This window comes from Streptomyces sp. NBC_00190 (assembly GCF_036203305.1).
In the GTDB taxonomy this organism is placed as follows: domain Bacteria; phylum Actinomycetota; class Actinomycetes; order Streptomycetales; family Streptomycetaceae; genus Streptomyces.
On record NZ_CP108131.1, the window covers coordinates 5,964,098 to 5,986,390 of the forward strand.

20 protein-coding genes are annotated in these 22,293 nt (G+C 69.0%); 10 read left to right on the forward strand and 10 right to left on the reverse strand.

The annotated features are described in order from the left end of the window. The first annotated feature begins 675 nt into the window (after positions 1-675). A complete protein-coding gene (locus OG429_RS28590) occupies positions 676-2,493 on the forward strand; it encodes a galactose oxidase-like domain-containing protein (protein ID WP_328928107.1) in 1,818 nt (605 codons plus the stop codon). A 74-nt stretch (positions 2,494-2,567) separates the two neighbouring features. On the opposite strand, the gene OG429_RS28595 is transcribed toward OG429_RS28590, so the two are convergent. Continuing rightward, positions 2,568-3,098, reverse strand: coding sequence for a GNAT family N-acetyltransferase (locus tag OG429_RS28595; protein WP_328928108.1), 531 nt, complete (start codon positions 3,096-3,098; stop codon positions 2,568-2,570). 204 nt (positions 3,099-3,302) lie between these two features. On the opposite strand from OG429_RS28595, the gene OG429_RS28600 reads away from it, so the two are divergent. After that, on the forward strand, positions 3,303-3,746 hold the full coding sequence (locus OG429_RS28600; protein WP_328928109.1) for a rhodanese-like domain-containing protein: 444 nt from the start codon (positions 3,303-3,305) through the stop codon (positions 3,744-3,746). 2 nt (positions 3,747-3,748) lie between these two features. Here the strand turns inward: OG429_RS28600 and OG429_RS28605 are convergent, their stop codons facing one another. Both OG429_RS28605 and OG429_RS28610 read right to left on the reverse strand, forming a co-directional pair. Then, positions 3,749-4,690: a GNAT family N-acetyltransferase gene (locus OG429_RS28605; protein WP_328928110.1), complete on the reverse strand. Its 942-nt coding sequence runs from the start codon at positions 4,688-4,690 to the stop codon at positions 3,749-3,751. After that, positions 4,687-5,856, reverse strand: a complete 1,170-nt coding sequence (locus OG429_RS28610; RefSeq protein ID WP_328928111.1) for a KamA family radical SAM protein — start codon at positions 5,854-5,856, stop codon at positions 4,687-4,689. The genes OG429_RS28605 and OG429_RS28610 overlap by 4 nt, the downstream gene beginning before the upstream one ends. Positions 5,857-6,742: 886 nt before the next feature. On the opposite strand from OG429_RS28610, the gene OG429_RS28615 reads away from it, so the two are divergent. The 6 genes from OG429_RS28615 to OG429_RS28640 all read left to right on the forward strand — a co-directional run bounded on the left by OG429_RS28615 (position 6,743) and on the right by OG429_RS28640 (position 13,871). Then, positions 6,743-8,041 (forward strand): DinB family protein, encoded by a 1,299-nt coding sequence (locus tag OG429_RS28615; RefSeq protein ID WP_328928112.1) that lies wholly within the window; start codon positions 6,743-6,745, stop codon positions 8,039-8,041. A 78-nt stretch (positions 8,042-8,119) separates the two neighbouring features. Then, positions 8,120-9,328 (forward strand): MFS transporter, encoded by a 1,209-nt coding sequence (locus OG429_RS28620; RefSeq protein WP_328928113.1) that lies wholly within the window; start codon positions 8,120-8,122, stop codon positions 9,326-9,328. Continuing rightward, positions 9,325-10,539 carry an ATP-grasp domain-containing protein gene (locus tag OG429_RS28625; protein ID WP_328928114.1) on the forward strand — a complete coding sequence of 405 codons (1,215 nt, stop codon included), beginning with the start codon at positions 9,325-9,327 and terminating at the stop codon, positions 10,537-10,539. Before OG429_RS28620 ends, OG429_RS28625 begins: the two co-directional genes overlap by 4 nt. A gap of 2 nt (positions 10,540-10,541) precedes the next feature. Further along, positions 10,542-11,816 carry a SidA/IucD/PvdA family monooxygenase gene (locus tag OG429_RS28630; RefSeq protein ID WP_328928115.1) on the forward strand — a complete coding sequence of 425 codons (1,275 nt, stop codon included), beginning with the start codon at positions 10,542-10,544 and terminating at the stop codon, positions 11,814-11,816. Positions 11,817-11,819: 3 nt separating this feature from the next. Beyond that, entirely contained in the window at positions 11,820-12,989 is a 1,170-nt protein-coding gene (locus OG429_RS28635) for an aminotransferase class V-fold PLP-dependent enzyme (RefSeq protein ID WP_328928116.1), read from the forward strand. Positions 12,990-13,067: 78 nt separating this feature from the next. After that, the gene (locus tag OG429_RS28640) at positions 13,068-13,871 is read left to right on the forward strand and encodes a hypothetical protein (protein ID WP_328928117.1); all 804 of its coding nucleotides are present in this window, start codon (positions 13,068-13,070) and stop codon (positions 13,869-13,871) included. A 33-nt stretch (positions 13,872-13,904) separates the two neighbouring features. Here the strand turns inward: OG429_RS28640 and OG429_RS28645 are convergent, their stop codons facing one another. After that, positions 13,905-14,078 carry a hypothetical protein gene (locus OG429_RS28645; protein ID WP_328928118.1) on the reverse strand — a complete coding sequence of 58 codons (174 nt, stop codon included), beginning with the start codon at positions 14,076-14,078 and terminating at the stop codon, positions 13,905-13,907. A gap of 181 nt (positions 14,079-14,259) precedes the next feature. Here OG429_RS28645 and OG429_RS28650 point away from each other — a divergent pair, with 181 nt between their 5' ends. Together OG429_RS28650 and OG429_RS28655 are read left to right on the forward strand one after the other, a co-directional pair. Beyond that, positions 14,260-15,426 (forward strand): sensor histidine kinase, encoded by a 1,167-nt coding sequence (locus OG429_RS28650; protein ID WP_328928119.1) that lies wholly within the window; start codon positions 14,260-14,262, stop codon positions 15,424-15,426. Beyond that, positions 15,414-16,067 (forward strand): response regulator transcription factor, encoded by a 654-nt coding sequence (locus OG429_RS28655; protein WP_328928120.1) that lies wholly within the window; start codon positions 15,414-15,416, stop codon positions 16,065-16,067. Before OG429_RS28650 ends, OG429_RS28655 begins: the two co-directional genes overlap by 13 nt. Positions 16,068-16,162: 95 nt before the next feature. On the opposite strand, the gene OG429_RS28660 is transcribed toward OG429_RS28655, so the two are convergent. From OG429_RS28660 to OG429_RS28685, 6 genes are all read right to left on the reverse strand, one after another. Further along, a complete protein-coding gene (locus OG429_RS28660) occupies positions 16,163-16,774 on the reverse strand; it encodes a response regulator transcription factor (protein ID WP_328928121.1) in 612 nt (203 codons plus the stop codon). A 19-nt stretch (positions 16,775-16,793) separates the two neighbouring features. Continuing rightward, entirely contained in the window at positions 16,794-18,038 is a 1,245-nt protein-coding gene (locus OG429_RS28665) for a sensor histidine kinase (protein WP_328928122.1), read from the reverse strand. Positions 18,039-18,108: 70 nt separating this feature from the next. Next, positions 18,109-20,427 carry a TOMM precursor leader peptide-binding protein gene (locus OG429_RS28670; RefSeq protein WP_328928123.1) on the reverse strand — a complete coding sequence of 773 codons (2,319 nt, stop codon included), beginning with the start codon at positions 20,425-20,427 and terminating at the stop codon, positions 18,109-18,111. A 27-nt stretch (positions 20,428-20,454) separates the two neighbouring features. Further along, a complete protein-coding gene (locus OG429_RS28675; protein WP_328928124.1) occupies positions 20,455-20,649 on the reverse strand; it encodes a hypothetical protein in 195 nt (64 codons plus the stop codon). 127 nt (positions 20,650-20,776) lie between these two features. Further along, the gene (locus OG429_RS28680; RefSeq protein ID WP_328928125.1) at positions 20,777-21,448 is read right to left on the reverse strand and encodes a hypothetical protein; all 672 of its coding nucleotides are present in this window, start codon (positions 21,446-21,448) and stop codon (positions 20,777-20,779) included. 13 nt (positions 21,449-21,461) lie between these two features. Further along, entirely contained in the window at positions 21,462-22,268 is an 807-nt protein-coding gene (locus tag OG429_RS28685; protein ID WP_328928126.1) for an alpha/beta fold hydrolase, read from the reverse strand. Positions 22,269-22,293: the final 25 nt, after the last annotated feature.

Consider the following 22,293-nt stretch of genomic DNA (forward strand, 5'->3'; position numbering starts at 1 on the left):
CTTGTCGAGGCCGGCCGCGGGTGCACGTGCGAACCCTTGGGTGGTCGACCGAGGATGGTGTCGCCGGTTGTTTACGCCCGTTTGACGCTCCCGGGACCCGAAAGTCGCTTCCCATCTCGAGGACGTCGTTCCACAGCTGGCTCAGCTGCTTGTCCGTCCAGGAGTACGTCCGCTGGTACAGGGTCCGGAGCGGTCGGGGGTTTTGAGGAGCCGCGTCCGAACGGCAGCGATCACGGCTTGAGGGCCGGCCTGCGCAGCGTGTTCGCGAGATCAGCAGGAAACGATCAGGTTGGTCCAGGGGCAGGAACAGGGCCGTGGGCAGGGGCGTGCCCGCCGCCGTGTGCGCCGGGGAACGGCCTCGGTCGGCGACAGCTGCCGTACGCCGGACACCGGGGGCCGGCGACGGCTGACGCTTCGGCAGGGGCGGTCCTGCCGTTCGGCGCGGGCGGCGTGTTCGTCTACGAAGAGTGACGGCCGTGCGGGGGACCGTGCCGGGGCCGGGGGGTCGGCGTGTCGGCAGGTTGGTGCTGGTCAGTGCCACCGATGGCTGCGCCCCGAGCGCCCGGTTCCGGCAAGCGCGCTGCGTGTATATCGTCATACATCTGTCGCTGTGGGTAACCATCACCCGAGGCAGGCTCCCCGCCTGTCCGCACGTGCTCACAGGTGAGGAGTCACATGTCACGCAGGCACCGCTCCAAGAGATTCGCGGCGTCGCTCTCCGCGCTCGCGGCCACCGCCCTCTTCGTCGCCGCCGTCCCGGCCTCCGCCCATGACGGGGCCAGTCATCCCGACGAGGCCGCCGAGGCGGCGGCACTGGGGGCCGAGCATGCTCAGGAGCATGCCAAGATCCGCGCGGCGGCCCAGGCTCTGGGCGGGTACTCCCAGCTGGCGCGGATCGAGAGCCTGAGCGATCTGACCAGGTCCCAGGAGCTGGCGAACTCGAAGTTCCACCCCAAGGAGTACGGGCAGTTCGCGGAGTACTTCCAGTCGCCCGATTTCGCCGCCCACATCGCCATGCTGCCCACCGGCAAGGTGCTGATGTTCTCCTTCGAGCGCGTGGAGACCGATCCCACGGAGGAGCCGGCACCGACCAACACGCTCGGGCCGGAGAACGCCGGCCGTGCCTTCCTGTGGGATCCGGCGAAGGGGACCGGCCCCGCCGCGTTCAAAAAGGTCACCCCGCCCGAGCTGGTCGTGCCGGACGGCACGGACGTGAAGCGCCCGGCCCCCTTCTTCTGCGCCGGGCACGCCTTCCTGCCCAACGGCATGCTCGGGGTGTTCGGCGGCAACCTCGGCTACGGCGGAGGCGCCGGAGCGAAGCTGTCCCTCGTCTTCGACCCGTGGACCGAGAAGTGGTCGGTCAACAAGGACATGGCGGTCGGCCGCTGGTACCCGACCGTCGCCACCGCCCCCGACGGGCGGCTGCTCATCATGTCCGGCCACACCGACAAGGGATGGGGTACCTCCACCTCGGTCGTCGAGCGGTTCCCGGCCAAGAGCCACCCGGTCCCGTTCGAGAAGACCGTGGTCCCGCGGGACGTTCCCACCGACACCCTTCGCGTCGACGCCCCGTTCGGCGAGGACAGCGACTACCCGCACCTGTTCACCCTGCGCGACGGCAAGGTGTACGGCCTGGGCCGCCACGCCACCCGGCAGTGGGCCTTCGACCCGGTCGCGGAGACGCGCGCGGACCTTCCGGCCCGCCCGGACGGCGTCCACCGCGGCTACGGCTCCGCGGTACCGCTGCCCGCCGGATTCCGCGGTCCGGACTCCGTACTGATCCTCGGCGGTGACCGCGACGACCCCAACACCTACCAGCTCGCGAACGGGGCGTGGGAGAAGAAGCAGCCGCGCGCCTTCGGCCGGACCCAGGACGACACCCTCCTCCTCCCGGACGCGAGCCTGCTGACGGTCAACGGCGCCTACGGCATCCGGGACTACGGAAACGGCGACTACAACCCCAAGTCCGATCTCAAGTACCGCCAGATCGAGACCCGCGACGCCCTCGGGGAGTGGCGGCTCGGTCCCGTGCAGCGGCTGCCGCGCGGCTACCACTCCAACGCCGTCGTGCTGCCCGACGGCCGGATCATGGTCACGGGTGACGAACTCCAGCAGCTCGCCAACGACCCGAAGATCGACGACGACATGAACGGCAGCATCGAGATCTTCGAGCCGGCCTACCTCCACCAGGGTGCCCGGCCCAAGCTCGACCAGGTGCCGGGCGGCCCCATCCGCTACGACTCCCGCTTCAAGGTGACGACTTCGACCCCGGGTCAGGTCAAGAAGGCCGTCCTGCTGGCGCCGACCACGGCGACCCACGCGGTCAACACCAGCCAGCGTCATCTGGAGCTGCGGATCGTCCAGCGTGAGGGCAACACGATCGGGCTCCAGGCCCCGCCCTCCGCCAATGACGCCCCTCCCGGCCACTACATGCTCTTCCTGCTGGACGAGAACGGGGTACCGAGCACCGCCAAGTTCGTGTCCCTGCGCTGAACGAACGGGAGCGACGGCCCGATTCCCGGAATCCCGGTCGGGCCGTCGCTCGCGCCGCACACCTCGACGTCGTCTCACGCGTCGAGGTCGGGGCCCTGCTCGATCGGTGTGAACGACGGGCCCGAAGGCACCAGCGATTCCGCCGCCCAGGTGTACTCGACTTCGGGCAGGGCAAAGCCCTGCTCGAACCGGCAGACGCGTTCATCCGTACGAACGGCACCGTGACGCACGTAGAAGGCGATGGCACGGGTGTTGGCACGCAGCACCTCAAGGTAGACGTCCCGCCCGGGATGCTCCGCGACGGCCCATGCGAGAGCGTGCCGCAGCAGCCGGCCGCCGATTCCGGAACCCGTACGGTCCGGCCGGGCATGCAGGTTGTCCAGGAGGAGCCGGCCGTCGGAGCAAGGGGTGATGTACACGAACCCGGCGATCTCGCGCTCTTCCACGGCCACGAACAGCCCCGCGGCCGGGTCCGGCTCGGTCAACCGCCCTTGCCAGAGCGCCAGTTTGTCCCCGAGCAAAGAGCGGCTCAGGAAGCTGTGCGGCATGATTCCCGCATAAGCCGTGCGCCAGCTGTCGGCGTGAAGAGCCGCGATCTGCTCCATGTCGCCCCGTGAACCTGCTCTGATCCGCATGGCGTCAAGCCTCGCGTATGAGCCCGGCGCTTGTCACATCGCGGCCCGTCTCCGGGTGTTCACTAACTCCTTCTCGGTTCAGCCGCATCCATTTTCTGCAGCTGCTTGCGAAAATACTGATCATGCTCATAGCCTGTGACGGACCGAACTGAAATGATTCGTCAAGGAGTAACAGTGTCCGAGAGTCACGAGCTCTTCGAGTTCCTCAAAGCCGAGAGCAAGATAGCCGGGGTGCCCACCACGGCAGAGCTGTCGGCTACGTATTTCCTGGCGAAGCTCGCCGCCGAATGCGACCCGTCGGACGTCGAACACGACATCTCCCACAAGATTCCGGGAGTGGCCGTCATCGATACGCGCAGCGCGGAGTCCTACCGGGAAGCCCACATACCCGGTGCTCTCAACCTGCCGCACCGCGACCTGTCGTCGGAGCACGTCGTGGGCTTGGACCGCGACGTCACCTACGTCACCTACGGCTTCGGGCCCGACTGCAACGCGGGCACCAAGGGTGCTGCGAAGCTCGCCGTCCTGGGTTTCCGGGTCAAGGAAATGATCGGCGGATTCGAATACTGGAAGCGTGACGGATTCCCGGTCGAATCCGGGAATCCGAACGCATCGTAACGTCAGTGTCGCGTTCCCCGGGGAGCCCCTGGGGAACGCGTTTCCATTGTGGCGAGGAACGGCGCGGAGAATTTATTGGCGTCGATGTCGGACTCGGTTATCAGAATTCCGTCGAGCGCCCTGTCCGCGCCTTCCGAAGGATGTGCATAGCCGAGGATCAGGCAGGGGTCGTTCAAGGCTGTGAGGCTCAGTACGAGATCCGCTTCGTCGCAGCCGGTCGGGTCGGCGAAATCCTGTGAGGGGACCGCTGTGAAACCCATGTTGACCTTGAACGAGAAGAGCCCCGCCTGGGTCAGGTGGCCGTACAGATTCGGCTCGTCCCCGAGTGTTGCCCACGTGTACCCCTTGCGCCGCGCGGTCTGCATGGCTGCGAAGTAGAGGGTGCGGGCCAAGCTCGACTTCCGCCAGGACTCGCTCACAGCCGAGAAGCGGATGCGGATCGCATCCTCTTCCGGGCACTCCAGCACCAGGCAGCCGCCCACCATCTCGTCACCGTCGAAGGCGAAGTGCGCGAAGTACTTCTGGGGTCCGTGCAGCACGGCTTCCCGGTGCCGCCGGGCGTACGGGACGCCGAACTGCATGCCGGCCACCCGCTCTTCATAGAGCGTGAGGAACCGGTCCAGTGCCTCCGCGTCGACCTGGTCTTGCACGACCTCCCGCAACGACCCGGCGGCCCTGCGCTGAGCTCGCCGTATGTCCTGGCGCGACTTGTTGTCCAGGCGTGCGAGGAACTGGTCCTCGTCGGGTTCGAGCCGGGCGAGCCAGGTCAGCATCTCCGGCTTGCGTATGAACCCGCGGGCGGTGAGGTCGTCCCAGACGTCGGCCGGCGGCTTGAGCATCCTGACCACGTCGATGTGCTGGTCCGACGACAGCCAGGGCTCCGCGGTCAGATCCGTGGCTTCGATCAGGGCAACGGAGAGTCCATGCTCATCGATCATCTTCATGCTGTGTCCTCGGATGTCTGCGCCTCGCTTCCGGACGTGACGGAAGCATCGTTCTTCCTCCACCAGTCCTGGCCGCTCTGGGGGAGGGTCGGGATCGGATCATAGAACGGGTAGGCCTGTTGGGCGGCCGAGGGGTCACTGAGCTCAAGAGGAGTCCGGTAGTTCTTCGTCCAGTACGAGATCCCGCGTTCGCGGTCGTACGAGTCCACTTGGTCGATCCAGCGCTTCCCGACGAACGGGACGTCGCAGACGATGCGCGGGGTGGCGAAACCGGGCAGGTAGCCCATCATTCCGCGCTGCAGCGCCTGCGCCTCCCACACGGCCACCCGCCAGTGCTCGCTGTTCGGGATCATGTCGCAGAGGTAGAAGTAGTAGGGCATGATGCCCGCTCCGTCGAGCAGGGCGAAGCTCAGGTCGAGGAGGGCTTCGACGGAGTCGTTGACTCCGCGCATGAGGACGCCCTGGTTGCGCACGTCGCGGACGCCCGCCTCGAACAGTGCGGTGGTGGCGCGGGCCACGGCCGGAGTGACGGACTGCGCCGAGTTGGCGTGCGTGTGCACCGAGATCTGGACGCCGCGCTGGCGGGCCTTCGCGCACACCGACGCCAGTCCGTCGAGGAGGTCCTTCTGCAGCCAGTGCTGTGGGAGTCCGACAAGTCCCTTGGTCGCGAGCCTGATGTCGCGGATGCTCGGGATGTCCAGTAGCGCGTAGAGGAAGGCCTCCAGCCGGGGCCACGGCACGTTGGCCACGTCCCCGCCGGACACCACGACGTCGCGGATGCTCTGGCTGGCCCTCAGGAATTCCAGCATCCGCTCGAGCCGGTCGTTCGGCTTGAGCTCCAGGCGGAGCTTGGTGATCTGGGGGGTCGAGTTGCCGACCAGGTCCATGCGGGTGCAGTGCCCGCAGTACTGGGGGCAGGTGGAGACCAACTCGGCCAGGACCTTGGTCGGGTAACGGTGGGTCAGTCCTTCGACGGCCCACATCTCGGCCTCGTGCAGTGAGTCGCGGCTCGCGAACGGGTGCGAGGGCCACTCGGTGTGCCGGTCGCTGTAGACCGGCAGCATGTAGCGGCGCACCGGATCCGCGTACAGCCGGTCGGTGTAGCCCGGGTCGCCCGGGGCCAGGTCCGCCACCATGGTGTTCACCATCTGAGGTGTGATCAGCATGGACATGGTAGCCCGGTCGCTCTGGTCCCGTGTCAGGTCGGCCACGAATGACCGGTCGAGTCGGTGGCCGAAAACAGCCTCAAGCTGGCGGATGTTCTTTATGCAGTTGGACCGCTGCCATTGAGCCGAAGCCCATTCGTCGGCAGTTACGCCGGCCCACCCCGGAAACCTCGACCAGTCCGGTTCGGTCAGTGGCCGAAATGTGTACTCGTACGGCTGGGGTGCTCGCACCGCATTCTGTGAATCTATTGAAGAATGCGGAAGATGGTCCGAATTGATCTGAATCTTCATGCTATGCAGACCCAACGCTCAAGGCAGCCCAGGAGTCAGTCCTGCGACGCTCAGTGACAGTCTCAACAGGGAGCGACTTCGCTAGCGTGAACATATGGCAAATGAACCGCAGCGGCCGCCCCTGGCGCGATCGACCCTATCTCTACCTGACGGTAATGACGTCGATCAAGACTTGACCTGGCTCTTTGGATGCGTTAATGCTCCAGACATAAAACAAGTGGAGTGAACCCTACCGCCTGCTATTCGGTGAGATGTCCGACTTTTCATGATCGTCGATCGTGTCCACGTGGTGGACATTTTTCATGAGCAACCATGAAGATATCGCTTGACAGTTCATGATCCCGGACCTGTAGGTTCGTGATCGCGGTGGGGGGAGAGGGCCGCTCTGTCCTTCCCCGCCGGTATCGGAGAAAGCCGCAGGGAAGGACATACCTTGGCAATCAAGTGGGCCGACCAGCATGATTTTCAGGCTCTTCTGAAGCGCTCTGAGATCGAAGACAAGCCCGTACTGCTGGACCTTCATTCGCCGGAGTGTTCAGGCTGTACCGGCCATGACCGGAGTATCTATTCCGACCCCGAGATCGCTCGGGACGTCATGGAATACACGCTCCCGGTACGTGTGGTCACGACCAACCCGGACCGCGCCAGCACCGAGATCATCAACAACCACATCTTCATCTGGTCGCCGACCGTGCAGCTGGTCGCACCCGACCAGACCCGCTACCACGAGTGGAACGGCGCCCCACGGCGTACCCGACTCTCCGTCGGCTACCAGTCCGTCTTCCACGACACCGCCGGTCACCTGACCCCCGAGTCGTTCCGGGCGCAGCTGCTGGTCGGACGCGGCAAGGCGTCCCTCCGCAAGAAGAAGTACGGGGAGGCGATCCGCCTCTTCGACGAAGCGATCGCGCGTCACCCCCACGACCGGGTCACCGTCGAGGAGGCCGAGCGCTGGCGCAAGGTCGCCCGCGAGAGCGGCACGATCGAGACCTCGTGGGACATGCGGCAGCAGGTCACGACGTCGCCGCTCGCCGCCGCGGTGGAGCGTTTCGCGCAGACCGTGGCCGCCCTGCCGGACAGCGTCCTCATGAAGGACTGGATCGGCAAGCCGGGTCCGGGAGACTGGCAGTGGTATTCCGACTGCCTCCGTGAGGTCGTGCTCCAGGGTTACCAGGAGCTGTGCGACTTCGCCGTCGTCGCCGAGCGCGAACGCGCCAAGCACGGACCGGAGTTCAACGACACGCACCGCCTGCTGGGCCAGCACCGCTTCGCGTACCGCGAGTTCCAGTCCCTCTTCGTCGGAGTGCCTGACTCACTTCTGGACAAGACTCCGCTGCGCTCCGAGCGGTCGATCCGCGAGAACCTCGCGCACGTGATCATGGCCGAGTGGTGGGCGTACCGGCCGCAGATCCTGCACGCGCTGGACCGCGGCCGCGCGGGCCTGTCGCCGGAGGTCGTGCCGGCCACCGACACCGTCGCCGAGCACGGCGAGCCGCTGGGAAGCCACGAGAGCCTGCACGAGCTCCTCGCCCTGTACGAGCGCCTTCACCTGCGGAACACCCAGGACTACTCGGATATCACCGAGAACGAACTGGGCATCAGGTCCGCCTGGTGGGAACTCGGTCCGGTCGAGCTGCGGTTCCGCCTCAAGCGGTACATCTGGCACCCGCGGGACCACGCCGTCTCGATCGACAAGATCCTCGACGCCTCCGGCCACCGCCACACGGCCAACCACCGTTTCGCGTCACGCCTGTTCAGCGGTCTGGGCACGGCCGAAGCGGCGCTCATCGGTGCCGACGGCTTCATGTCGGACCGTGTGGACGCTCTCACGGCCACGATCAACGAGCGTGCTGACGAGGCCGCGCGCCTGCTGGGCCAGGTCACTGCAGTCTGATCACCAGTCAAACCGGGCCCGGTCCCGCATCCACAGAGTGCGGGACCGGATCCGGCTCCAGACTCGAGGAATCATTTCATGAGAGCCTTCTGGCTGCTTACGGGAGCCTCCGCGGTCTCCACGGTGGGCAACACATTTCTCTACATAGCAATACCGTGGGCTCTCCTGGAGTCGACCGACTCGAGCCTGCTCGCGGTCCTCAGCGTTGCCGCCCAGACCGCGCCGTATCTCGCGGCGCCGTTCCTCGGCACGTTCATCGACCGCTACGACCGTCGATTCCTGTTCGCCGGCGGCGAGCTGGTCCAGGGTGCGTCGGTCGCGATCATCCCGCTCCTCCTCGCCTATCACCAGGTCGCGGCGGTGTTCGTATCGCTCTTCGTCCTCGGCCTGGCCAACGTGATCTCGGACGTCGCCGGTGACTACGGCCTCATCCCCGCCCTCGTCCCACGGGACCGGCTGGACAAGGCGTCGAGCCAGTTCACCTCGATTCTCCTGGTCGCCCGCTTCGTGGGTCCGGCCCTGGCCGGTTTCACCATCGCGGCCGTGGGAACCACTTGGGCGCTCGAGATCGACGCCGTGACCTTCCTCCTCACGGCCTTCGTCGTGGTCTTCATGCCCAAGGCCGAGCCCCAAGCGGCCGCCGCGTCCCTCTCCACGATGCTCAAGGAGGGGATCGCGTACTTCCGCGCCAGGCCGGACCTGCGCAGACTGACCATGGCGGTCGCGCTGTACAACTTGGGCGCGGGCGCGCTGGAACCCACCCTGCTCACCGTCGGCGGGGACCACTGGAACTGGTCCCCCACCGCGCTCGGTGTCGCGGTCTCGTGCGGAGCGGTGGCCGCCGCGCTCGGTGCCTGGCTCAGTCCGCGTGCCCTGGTCGGTGACAACCGCCGACGGCAGGTCACCCTGTGGCTGGGCGTCGCGGCGGTCGGTTCGCTGGGTCTGCTCGTGAGCGCCCCGCTCGCCGTGGTCGTCGGCTTCTGCATCCTGTGCCTGGGTGAGGGAGGCGTCAACGCGGCGACCATGGCCTACCGGCAGCAGGAGATTCCTGACGAACTGTCCGGCCGGGTCAACGCCGTGATCCGTACGTTCATCACCGGCGCAGTGCCGGTCTCGGCCTTGCTGCTGGGTCTCACCGCGAACCTCTCCGGGTCGCTGCAGGTGTTCTTCCCGGTGACCATCACCGCCCTCCTGGCCGTCTGTGTCTGGGCGTTCGCACGAGGCGGGGCGGGGCAGAAGCCCGCACCCGACCTGGTTTCCGCAACCGACACGAGGGCTGAGGCATGAAGAGCGTCTTGCTGATCAACACCAGTTCGGAGCCCGCCGCCCGCTTGATGCAGGAGCGCGCCGGCATCCAGCTGTCGGTGATCACCACACCGAGCTATCGGCGCTTCTACGCGGATGACGCGGACGTCGTGGTCGTCGAAAGCGTCGAGGACCTCACCCAGGTCCGCCACGCGGCCCTGGAGATCCGCAGGCGCAATCCGTTCGCGTACGTGGTTTCGCCCTCGGAGCTGAGCCTCCAGGCGGGCGGATACATCCGTTCGTACTTCGGCCTGCCCGGCGCGGGCTACGAGGTCGCCAACGCCTTCTCCAACAAGCACGTCATGAAGCAGCGGCTCGCCGCGGCGGGGCTGCCAGTGGCCCGCTTCCAGCAGTTGAGCCAGTTCACCGATGCCTCTGAGGCGGCGCGGACGCTCGGCTGGCCGGTCGTCGTCAAGCCCGCCATCGGTGGCGGTTCCGAGGACGTCTTCGTGCTTCGGGACGAAGCGCAGGTCCGGGACCTGGCCACTGCGGAGCTCACTGCCCAACTCCGTGAGTCTCCGTACCCCATGGTGGCCGAGGAGTTCGTCGACATCGAGGCGGAATTCCACTGCGACGCCGTTGTCGTGGGTGGTGAAGTCCACTTCGCCGCCGTCTCACGGTACTTCAGCCCCGTCCTCAAGAGTGTCGGCGAGCTCGTCGGCTCGTACACCCTGCCCGCCGGCCACCCGGATGCCGTCGCCGTTGCCGAGCAGCACGCGGCCGCGGTCAAGGCCCTCGGCCTCAGCGACGGAGTGACGCACCTGGAGGTCCTCAAGTGCTCCCGGGGATACCTGATCGGTGAGGTGGCTTGCCGCCCGGGCGGTGGTGGCATCGCCGAACAGCTCCTGCACCAGTACGGCGTCGACATCTGGATGGAGTTCCTCGCCACCTCCCTCGACGACCCGGTCGCGGGCGTCCAGCTGGAGCCCGAGGACCACCTCATCCAGTACATGCTGCCGCGGCCGCCCGGCACCATCACTCACATCAGCACCGCCGAGGACCTGCTCCAGGTGCCCGGTGTCGTCTACGCGGACGTCCGGGCCACGACAGGGGACAGCGAGACGGGCGTGGTCCACTCGGCGACCTTCGCGGGCCTCGTACTGGTGCGGGCCGACTCCGAGGAACAGGTCCAGCAGCGCATCGCCGCGGTCGGCACGCACTACAAGATCGACGTACACACCGAGGAAGGCTGAACGTGGCAGGCAGCGAAGTAGCAGTACTCGGCATCGGTGCGGGCCCCGCCAACCTCGCGTTGGCGGTCGCTCTGGAGGAGCTGGCCCCCGAACTGGCCGGCGAGACCCTCCTCGTGGAACAGAGCGAGAGCACGGTGTGGCAGCGGGGCCTGCTGATCCCCTGGGCGCAGAGCCAGGTCTCCTTCCTCAAGGACCTCGCCACGCTGCGCAACCCCCGCTCGCGCTTCACCTTCGTCAACTACCTGCACGAGACGGGCCGGCTCGACGATTTCATGAGCCTGGGGACCTTCACCCCGTACCGCAGTGAAATCTCGGACTACCTGCAGTGGGTGGTCGCCTCCCTGGAACGGGTACGGGTCCAGTACAACCGCCGAGCGGTGCGCATCGACCCCGTACGCGACGCATCGGGCGCGCTCTCCCGCTGGGACGTCCTCTTCTCCGACGGTTCACAGGTCAGTGCCCGCCATCTCGTGGTGGCGGGCGGCCGGGACCCGCGGATACCGGAGGTCTTCCAGGGGCTCCCGGCCGAACGGGTCGTCCACAGCAGCGAATACTCCGTACGGATCGCGGAGCTGCCCAGGGACGTCCCGCAGCGGGTCGTCGTCATCGGCGGCGCCCAGAGCGCCGTCGAAATGGTGCAGGCGGTCCGGCAGGACGTGCCGAACTGCTCCCCGGTCCTCGTGGTCCGCGGCATCGGGCTGACTCCTTACGTGTCCTCCAAGTTCACCAGCCGCTTCTACTCCGCGGCCGCCTCCGAGGAGTTCTTCGAGCTGGGCCCGGAGGGACGTGAACTCGTCCTCGCCGAGATGGCGCGCAGCAACTACTCGGGCGTCACGCCCGAACTGCTCGACAGCCTCTACCACCAGATGTACCGCGACCGGCTGGACGGGAAGGAAGGACTGCGCGTCCTCACCGCCACCGACGTCGTCACGGCCGTCGAGGAAGAGGACTGCGTCGTACTGACCCTGCGCGACCGCCGTACGGGACTGGAATCGGAGCTGCGCTGCGACCGCGTCCTCCTGGGCACCGGCTACGAGCCGTCCATGCCCGCCGGCGTCCGGCGCCTCGGGGACGAGCTGGGCCTGACGGAGCTCGAGATCACGCGCAACTACCGGGTCAGGACGGCCAAGGGGGACGGCGGCCCCACCGACGGCGCTCGCCTGTACCTGCAGGGCGTCAACGAATCCACCCACGGGATCGCGGACTCTCTGCTCAGCACCATGGCGACCCGCGCGGCGGACATCGTCACGGACCTGCTCTCCGCGGCGGGCGAATAGACGATGGACGTCGCGCAGCTGCGCGTGCAGACACCGGGCTGTGCGGAATCCGCCTACTTCGACAACGCGGGTTCCGCACTCCCCGCGGAACGGGTCACCCGGACCGTCATCGACCATCTGCTCCTGGAGCAACGGGTCGGCGGCTACGTCGCCGCCGACATCGCCGCGGGCCGGCTGGACGCGGTGTACACCTCGGTGGCCCGCCTGATCAACGCGAAGCCGCACGAGATCGCCCTGGTGGAGAACGCCACTCGCGCATGGGACATGGCGTTCTACGCCATCCCGTTCAAGCCGGGTGACCGCATCCTCACGTCACGCAGCGAGTATCCGAGCAACGCCCTCGCCTTCCTCCAGGCACGCGAGCGCTTCGGGGTCGAGGTCGAGGCCGTCCCCGATGACGGGAACGGGCAGGTCTGTCTCGACGCCCTGGCCGAAAGGCTCGGGCAGGGCGGGGTCCGGCTCGTGGCCGTCAATCATGCGCCGACCTACGACGGCCTGGTGAACCCGGCGGCCGAAATCGGGGAGCTGGCCGCCCGTGCGGGCGCCCTCTACCTGCTGGACGCCTGCCAGTCGGTCGGCCAACTGCCGGTGGACGTCAGGCGCATCGGCTGCCACCTGCTCTCGGCGACCGGGCGCAAGTATCTGCGGGGACCCCGCGGCACCGGCTTCCTGTACGTGTCCGAGGAAGTGGTGGACCAGCTGGACCCGCCGCTGCTCGATCTGCGGGCGGCCACCTGGACCGGTCCTGAGTCCTTCGAGTTGAAGGCGGATGCGAAGCGCTTCGAGACCTGGGAGCGCAACGTGGCCGGGCTCCTCGGACTGGGAGCGGCCGTGGACGACCTCCTCGACCTCGGCATCGAGGCGGTCCGGGAGCGGATCGCGCTGCTGTCGGACAGCCTGCGGTTCGGTCTCTCCCGCCTGCCGGGGGTGGCGGTCTGCGACCGCGGCGCGGTCCGGAGCGGCATCGTGACGTTCGTCAAGGACGGCTGGAGCCCGGAGGACCTCGTCGCCAGGCTGCGGGAGGAAGGCGTGACCACCGACTTCTCCTTGCCGTCCCGCGCCCGGTTCGACATCCGCGCCGACAAGCCAGCGGTCGTCGTCCGAGCGTCGGTCCACTACTACAACACCCTTGCCGAGCAGGAACAACTCATCAATGCGGTGGCCGGTTCCTGAACCGGCGGGCCGCCATGGAGCCCCCACCAGTCCAACTCTGGGCGTGAACACGTGATCGAAACCCATACATACGAATTCATGGCCGTCGATGCGCCGCTCGACGAGCTGCAGATGGCTGACGTGCAGATGCTGTCCAACTGGTCGTGCGACAGTCCGAAGACTCTCGTGGCCAGCTCGGTGGTCAGGCCGTTCCACACGGACCCGCGGGCACTGATGGAACGGTACTTCGACGTTCATCTCGCAGTCTCCCCGTGGGGGACCCGCGAGGTCATCTTCAGGCTGCCGCAGGAGTGCCTCTCCGTCCCGCTGGCCAGGCGCTACGGAGTGGAGGCCTGGTCCGTCGACGAGCACACGCTGGTCGTACTCCGCACCGACTTCGCCGGCGGCGCGGCGTACACGCCGGTCGAAGACTCGCTCAGCCGGCTGGCGAGTGTACGGGCCGAGCTCGCGACCGGAGGCCGCCGCGCCCTGTACCTCGCGTGGCTGGCCTCACTGGGCAACCCGGACCAATACGGTGCGTCGGAGGTGCAGGAGCTGGAAGCCGAGGAGGAGCCGCCGGTTCCGGCCGGGCTGACCACCTTGGGACCCGGGCTCTGCGCGCTCGCGGAGATCCTCTGTGTGGACCCCCGGCTGCTGCAGGTCGCCGGCAGCGCGAGCCCCGATGCCCAGTCTCATTCCCAGGCGCATCAACAGAAGCTGAGCCAGTGGATCCACCGGCTCCCGGACGTGGACAAGAACCGCTTGCTCCTCCAGGTACTCCAAGGAGGCACGGAGCTCCCGATGCAGGCCCGGCGGTCACATCCTCCGTCCCGGGCGTCCCACCGGTCCGTGGCGGACCTGGTGCGCGCGGCATTGGCGGTCAGCCGCGCGGATGCCGCATGAACCACGGGTGGGCGGCCTGACCTGCCGCTTCGGTCAGGCGTTCGTCCGGCGCTTGGTGCGCAGGAGGAAGAGGGTCAGGGCAGAAGCGAGGGCCACCGTGCCCGTGCTGACGCTGATGGCGATCTGCTTGCCGCCGTCGAAGGCGAAGCTGGTGGAGACGTTCACGGCGACGGCCGCCACGAGGAGGATCCAGAGCAGGGCCTTCATGGCCGTTCCTTTCGTCGAGGGGGGCGGGGCCGGTGCGGCCCCTTGTGGACACCACGATGCCCGTTCGCGGAGCGGCGGAGCGAGGGGGCGGTCTACCGGACCCTTGGTGTAGCCCGCTACACCAAGGGCCGGGTGGTGCGCACGCCTTCGCCGGCCTGGGCGTTCGCCTAATCTGAGGCCCATGAAAGAGAGGCTGTGGGTCGAATGGCGGGCGACGAGGCAACTGCTGCGATCGGCCGGCCTCGCCCTGGCCTCGCTCCTGTTCCTGCCCGTCGCGGGATTCACCGCGGTCGCCACCCTGCTGGTGATCGGCGCCGGCGTCCTGCCCGAAACGGTCCTGCTGCTCCGCAGGATCGCCGGGATCAAGCGCGGCGAGGTGGAGAACTGGACCGGTGAGCCGGTCCCGGAGGCGTACGTACCGATCGTCGGCGGGCTCTCCGTACGCGTACGGACGGCGGTCGCCGATCCGGGGACGTACCGGGACCTGCGGTGGCTGGCCGCGCACTTCCTCTACGGCTGGCTGCTGGCCTACGCCGCCCTGCTCGTCTGGATCTTCGGCCTGATGGTCGACGGCATCTGGTGCGGGGTGCTGGGCCACCGGGCCGTGGTGCTGCCCGCCATCGGGCGGCTGGCCGCCCTCGACGCGGCCTGGTCCCGCTCCCTGCTGGAACCCTCCCCGGACGCCCGGCGCAGTGCGGAACTCGCCGAGCGCGTCGAGGAGCTGACGGCCACCCGGGCCGGGGCGGTCGCCGCGCACGGCGCCGAACTGCGGCGCATCGAGCGTGACCTGCACGACGGGACCCAGGCCCGCCTGGTGGCGCTGTCGATGCGGGTGGGGCTGGCCAGGAGGGCGTACGACAACAACCCGGACGCCGCCCGCAAGCTCCTCGACGACGCGCAGGACCAGGTCCAGGAAGCGCTGACCGAACTGCGCCACGTCGTGCGCGGCATCCACCCGCCGATCCTCACCGACCGCGGCCTCACCGGCGCCGTACGGGCGCTGGCCGCGGGCAGCGCGCTGGAGGTCGAGGTGGCCGAGGAGGGCCTGGAGGGCGGCTCGCGTCCGCCGGCCGCGGTCGAGGCGGCGGCGTACTTCGCGGTCGCGGAGGCGCTGACCAACGCCGCCAAGCACAGCGGATCCCGGCGGGCCCGGGTGGAACTGTCCCGGGCACCCCGCGCGTTGAAGATCCTGGTGCGCGACGAGGGACACGGGGGCGCCGACGAGACGGGCGGCAGCGGGCTGCTCGGCATGCGGCGGCGGATCGCGGCCCTCGACGGCATCGTCCAGGTGTCGAGCCCCGTCGGGGGGCCGACCGTGATCGAAGTGGAGCTTCCGTGCGTGTGGTGATCGCCGAGGACAACGCCCTGCTGCGGGAAGGACTCGTCCTGCTGCTCACCTCCGCGGGCCACGAGGTGGTCGCCGTCGCGGCCAGCGGCCCCGAGGTGCTCCCGGCCCTGCTCGAACACCGGCCGGACGTCGCCGTGCTGGACGTGCGGATGCCGCCCGGCTTCCGGGACGAGGGGCTGCGCGCGGCGCTCGCGGCGCGGGCGGATATCCCGGGGCTCCCGGTCCTCGTGCTGTCGCAGTACGTGGAGGAGACCTACGCGGCCGAACTGCTGGGCGGCGGCGCGAGCGGCGTCGGCTATCTCCTCAAGGACCGGATCGGCCGGGTCGACGAGTTCCTCGACGCCCTGGACCGGGTCTCCGCGGGCGGTACCGCGCTGGACCCGGAGGTGGTGGCGGAACTCCTCGCGAAGCGCCAGGACGATCCGATCGACTCCCTGACCCCGCGCGAGCGCGAGGTCCTGCAGCTGATGGCGGAGGGGCGGGACAACGCCACGATCGCCGCGCACCTGGTGGTCACCGAGCGGGCGGTGAGCAAGCACATCGGGAACGTGTTCCTGAAGCTCGGGCTCCCGCCGAGCGACAGCGGCCACCGCCGGGTCCTGGCGGTCCTCGCCTACCTGAACAAGAGATTCCGTACGTGAAATATTCATGCCGGAAACATGAGTCTGGCGCTACCGCCCGCTGAAGTCCCGCCCCCATACTCGTTCTTGATGATTGCGCGGTACAGCCACAGTGGTTACAGCAGCCAGTCGGCGTCTCGCGCGATCTTGATGGCGTCCACCCGGTTCCGGGCCTGCAGCTTGGTCACCGTGGTGGTCAGGTAATTGCGAACGGTGCCGAGGGAGAGCTGGAGGTGTCTGGCTATCTCGACCGGCTCCAGTCCGTCCGCCGCCAGCCGCAGCACTTCGGTCTCGCGGCTGGTCAGCGGGCTCTCCGTACTGTTCCACGCGGAGAGGGCGAGCTGGGAGTCGATCACCCGCTTTCCGGCGGCCACGTTCCTGACGGCGGCGGCGAGTTCGCGGGGAGGGGCGTCCTTGAGCAGGAAGCCGGAGACCTGCGCGGCCAGGGCGCGGCGCAGGGCGCCGGGACGCCCGAGGCTGGTGAGGATGAGCGCACGGCACTCCGGAAGCCGCTTGCGCAGCCGTTCGGCGGCGGTCAGCCCGTCGATGCCGGGCAGGTCGATGTCGATGATGGCGACGTCCGGCTCGTGCAGGACGGCGGCGTCGAGGATCTGGTCGCCGCGCTCCACCTCGCAGACGACCTCCAGGTCGTCCTCCAGGTTGAGCAGGGCCACCAGGGCGCCGCGCACCATGTTCATGTCTTCGGCCAGCAGGATGCGGATCGTCATGCGGAAGGGTCCTCCCGGTTCAGGCGGCGGGGTCCCGGACACCGAGTTCGGTGTCGTCGGGATCGGCGAGTCTGCGCAGCGGCCGTGCCGGGGCCTGGGCGACGAGCTCGAACGTGTCGCCGGAGCCGCGGGTGACGGTGAGTACGCCGGAGGCCGACAGCAGCCGTTCCCGCAGGTTGCCCAGGCCGCTGCCGCTGTGGGGCGACACATCACGGTAGGAGGGGTCCACACCGTCGTTGGAAACGGACAGCCGCACCCAGTCGTCGTCCCGGGTCGCCGTCATGGTGCAGGTGGTGGCGCGGGAATGCCGCAGCAGGTTGGTGACCGCCTCGCGCAGGACGGCGGCCAGTACGGAGTCGACCTGCCGGTCGACGCTCCCGTCCAACCGGATCTCCACCCGCACCTCGACGTCCGCGGCCTCCAGCAGGGACTGGGCCGAGCGCATCTCCTGTTCCAGGGACATGCTGCGCAGACCGCTGGAGACCACGCGGACGTCGGCGAGCGACTGCCGGGATATGGCGAGGACTTCGCTGACCTCCTCCAGGGCGCGTCCCGGATGGGACGGGATGAGCCGGTGGATCAGCTCGCCCTTGAGGGTGATCGCCGACAGGCTGTAGCCCAGCAGGTCGTGGAGGTCCCGCGCGAAGCGCAGCCGCTCCCTGGTGACGGCCAGGCCCGCGAGCTGGCTGCGGGTGTCGTGCAGGGCCTGTACGAGCGAGGCCAGCCGCGACAGTCCGTAGACCACCAGGCCGGTCAGCAGCGTCGACTGGCACAGATAGACGGTCTCCTGGATGGAGAGGTTGTCCAGGGTCGGCGGGATCAGCATGCTCAGGCCCACCAGGCCGTACGCCGGCCAGGCCCATCGGCCCGGCAGCAGGAGCAGCAGCGACCCGGCCAGGAATCCGGCCATCGCGCCCCACTGCGAATGGAAGACGGCGATCGGCAGGTACGTCAGCAGTGCCTGCGCGCCGAGCGTCGCACTGCGCTGCCACACCGGGGCCCGGCGTGCGGCGACTCCCGAATGCCGCAGCTGCAGGACGAAGATGAGGCCCAGGCAGACGAGCGAGGTCAGCAATGACGGCGTGGGCAGCTTCGTGCCCAGCAGGTTGAGGACCGTGATGCCCAGGTAGCTGATCAGCGCGACCGTGAGGATGATGCGGGCCAGCCGGGGTGCGGGCAGGTCCGGCACGTCGTGCGGCTGGCTGTTGCCACCGCCCGCCTCGGCCGCTGAATGCAAGGGATCGTTCTCGTCATGGCGTGGCATGGTCGTCTGGGTCTGCAGCCTTGTCTGTCTCGTCCTTCGAACCCCGGTGCGTTCGTAAAGATCATACGGGTTAGACGAACAGAGGGACGGGGTTCAGGTGTTCGTACGGAGTCGGGGCGAGGCAGTGCCCCGAAGCCACAGGAACGTCGAAGAGGCGGCCCGGCGCGAACCGCGGCCAGAAGTGCCGCAGCCCCGGCACCAGCACCTTGACCACCGGCAGTTTCAGGTCGGGCCGGGTCTGGTCCAGCACCAGCAGCTCCATGCCGCGCGACCGGACGGTCTCGGTGATCAGGGCCACGTCGTCGAGCAGGTCGGCGGTCGGGGTGTACGCCCAGTCCCGGGGCACGCGCGGTCGTTCGGCGTCCGGCCGTAGGTGGGGCTGGTTGGCGGCGGTGGCGCGCAGCCACCAGTCGAGCGGTTCGGGATCGGTCACCCGGTAGCCGGTGCCCTGCGGGGTGGCCCCGGCCACCAGGGGCAGCAACTGGCCCATTTCGGTCAGCGCGCGGCGCAGCGCCAGGCGCGGGTCGAAGTGCGCGCCGAAGCCGAAGACGATGTCCTCGGCAGGCTTGTCCGTGCGCCGCGACAGGGCCGCGACGACCGGGATCCCGAAGTCCGAGGTGAGGTCCAGCGCCCACACTTCGCGCCCCACCGAAAGGTAGCCATCGCGAAGCCGGCCGATGTACGGCTCGGCGAAGGCGTCGAGGTCGACGGCGGGCCGACGGGTGCGGTTGTACCACCACAGGGCCACCGCGTCCCGCTCGACCAGCTCCAGGAAGCCTTGCACCAGGGCGTCTTCAGGGCTGCTGCCGGCCGCGTTGCCGTTGGAGTCCGCGAACAGGCCGTCCGGGGACGGCTCTTCGCTGAAGTACAGCAGGGCGGTGGGCACGAGCCGCTGGACGCCTTCGGTGAGCGACCAGACCGGTGTCCAGTCGGTGGGCCGGTCCTCGTCGAAGCGCGGCGGTACGTACTGCAGCCGGTCCCCGCGCGCGTTGATCCGCTCGCGGTCGGCGAACTGCCGGTCGGCGTACAGCTGGACGGCGTTGGGGTGCAGCGCGGCGGGCCCCAGTGCGCGGTAACTGCCGCGGACCACCGGCTCGTCGCCCTGCCGGGTCGCGCTGTACCGTTCCACCGCTTCGCCGAGGGCGCTGGTCCTGGCCTCTTCCTCGCTGAGGCCCTTGCCGCCGCTGAGCGAGCGCAGACCGGCGCGCAGCCCCGCCAGGGTGGGGCTGCGCATGGCGAGGTTCTCGCCCGCGACGAACGCCTCGACGAAGCCGGGACTGCCCGGGGCCCGCCGGATCTCGCGGACGATCCCGGTGACGGGGTCGACCAGCGGGGCGTACCGCCGCAGCATCTCGGCGGGGGTGAGCGCCCGGTGCCCGCCCAGGTCCAGTACGGCCTTGGGGCGCGAGCGCGGTACGAAGGGCTCGGCGACCCGCCGGGCCACCAGGCCGGGATCCCCGCACGCCGCGCACTGCGGCAGCCGCGCCACCGGATGCGCGGCGCTCTGCCACCCGAGGGTGTCCAGTACGTGTACGGCGTGCTGTGCGTCATTGCGTACGCCGGCCAGCCACTTGGCGGCCTCCAGTACGGCCAGCTGCACGGTCAGTGAACGGCCCGCGTGAAGGGTGGCCTGCGGCCGCGGCGGCGGACCGGCCAGGCCGAGCGCCCGCCGCAGCGGCTCCTCCGAGTGCCGGTGACCGCGCAGCCGGGTCGCCAGGCAGTGCCAGCACGGGCCCTCGTGCGGCTGGAAGACCGGCCCGATCCAGGAGGCGGTGGAGCCGAGACCGGCGAGCAGCCAGGGCCGCTTGGACTCGCGGTGCTCGGCGTCGATCTCCCGCAGCAGCGGGGAGAGGTAGTCCTCGCACAGGACGAGGGTGAGGTCGCCATCCGCACCCGGGGCGGCGAGGACGAGGCCCGAGGCCCGGCAGGCGGCGCGGACCTCGGCCTCGTCCACGCCGGCCGGGGTGACCACCCGCAGGGTGCGCTGCGCCAGTGCGTCCGGGACCTGGCCGCCGTCGAGGCCGGCCAGGTCCCAGTAGGCCTCGGCCGCCGGGTCGGGGCGCGGACCGCCGGACGCCCCGGACGCCCCGGACGCCCCGGGCGCACGCAGCCGGAGCAGGCCCGAGGCGTCGAGGGCGCGCAGGGAGGCGTCGACCTCCGCCGGGGTCAGCGACGGGGCCGCGTCCCGTACGACGGCGGCCGGAGTGCGGCTGCCGTCCAGGAGCGGGACCAGTACGTCGGCGGGCGGGCCGTGCAGGGCCGTGACGCCGCGGTGCGAGACGAGGTAGGCGGCTTCCCCGGGGACGAGCGTGGCGCGCAGGTGGCTCTTGAAACCGATCCGCGCCTCGTCCTCGCCGGCGGACGGCGATCTGTGGTCTGAGTCCCCCATGGACATGCGTTCCCCCCGTCCCGTTTCCTACTCGAACCGTATGGGAGCCGCCGCGACGGCGGTGCCCGCGGGAACGGCGACGACGCACACGGACAGCAGCGCGGCGCCGCCGTCGCCGGACGCGTCGAGGTCCTCGATCACGAGGGCGCGGGCGGCGGAACGCATCGTGTCCGCGGCGGACTGCTCACCGAATCGGCTGTGCGAGGCAACGGTGTTCGTCATGGTGCTTCATTCCCCCAAGGATTGAACTCGATTGTTTCTCTGGTAATTCTGCACGGCGCATGCACCCTACAGGCAGTGCCGCAATCACCGTGAAGACGTGAACTTCTCATGAACCGGGCAGCGTGATTCACGATGCTGGTGCGAGTGGAACAGGTGTCATGGCCACTTCGAAACGCGCTTCCGCCAGTATCCGGGCGACCGTCGCCCCGATCTCCTCACTGTGCCGGGCGTCCTCGCCGGGGCAGCCGAGGACCACGAGCAGGGCCTCGCGGCTGTCCGGGGCGAGCTGGTGGCCGGCCGCGTCGCAGTCGCGTTTTCCCAGCCAGGCGAGGGGGTCGAGGGTCTCGCCCGCTCGCGCGAGACCGTATATCAGGTCGCCGACGGGAATCGGCCGGGACTTGCTGGAGAAGGCCGGGACGATCCGCTCGCCGCCGACGGCCCGGGTGACGACCAGGTCCCGGCCGTCACCGGACGGTGGGGCCTGGTGGAGGCCTATTCCCGCACCGTGCAGCAGTGTCGCGACGGTCACGGCGTCCACGACCGCGCCATGCGACTTCCAGCTACGCGTGGCCACGAGTTCACGCAGACGTTCGCCCGCCGGGATCACCGACGGGTATCCCAATTCGGCCAGAAGTTTTCGGTATCCGTCCGGAATCGGTTGGTGCGCGGCGTACCGGGAGTGCGCCTCCTCAGCCGTCAGCCCCTCGGCCGACAACAGCGGCCGGCCGGCGGTGAGCCGCCAGACGTGAGGGTGGCGCAGGCCGAGAGAGCGGGCCTCACCGGTCGTTCGGACAATCACGGATCCTCCGCAGTCAGTTCTGCCCGAAGAAACTCAGGAGTTCGGCATTCACACGGTCCGGGCGTTCCATGTAGCCGTAGTGCCCGGCATTCTCGATCTCCACGTAACGGGAGTCCGGAATGACATCGGCTATTTCCCGGCTCAAATGCGGCGGAAGGACGAGGTCGTCGGCGAAACCGATGACCAGACAACGCGCCCGGATGCCCCGGTAGGCGGTGAGCCGGTCCGCCGCCATTTCGACTCCGAGCTGCGCCCGGTATCCCGGTGCCGCGCTCGCCGGGGACACCTCGAACAGGTCCAGCCAGTCCTGTATCTCCTTGTCCTCGTTCAGCGTGGCCGGGGAAAGGAACTCCATCGCCCGGACGGTCGCGGCGTAGCGCGGCGGCAGGCTGATCCCGCTGTCGTGCAGTTCCCGCTCCGCGAGGTCGCGGAACCGCCGCATCGCGTCCTTGCGGCCGCGGGTCGCGAGCAGCGCCGCCTCGGTCACCAGGTCCGGGCGGGCCAGGCACAGCTCCTGGGTGATGTGCGCGCCGAGCGAGGTGCCGACGAAGCGGCACGGACCCAGACCCAGGTGGTCGACCAGGGCGGCGGTGTCCGCGACCAGGTCGTCGATGGTGAATCCGTCCGCGCAGGCGTCGGTCGGCGGGATCCCCCGGTTGTTGAAGGTGACGACCTGGTACCCCGCCGCGACGAGTGCCGGCACCTGGTGCAGGTGCCAGGCACGGCCGCTCGCCCCGGTCCCCATGACCATCACCACGGGTTCCCCGCGGCCGGTGACGTCATAGCCGAGGCTGATTCCGTTGATTGTGCTGACCGGCACGGCCCTGCCCTCCTCTGCACCGTGG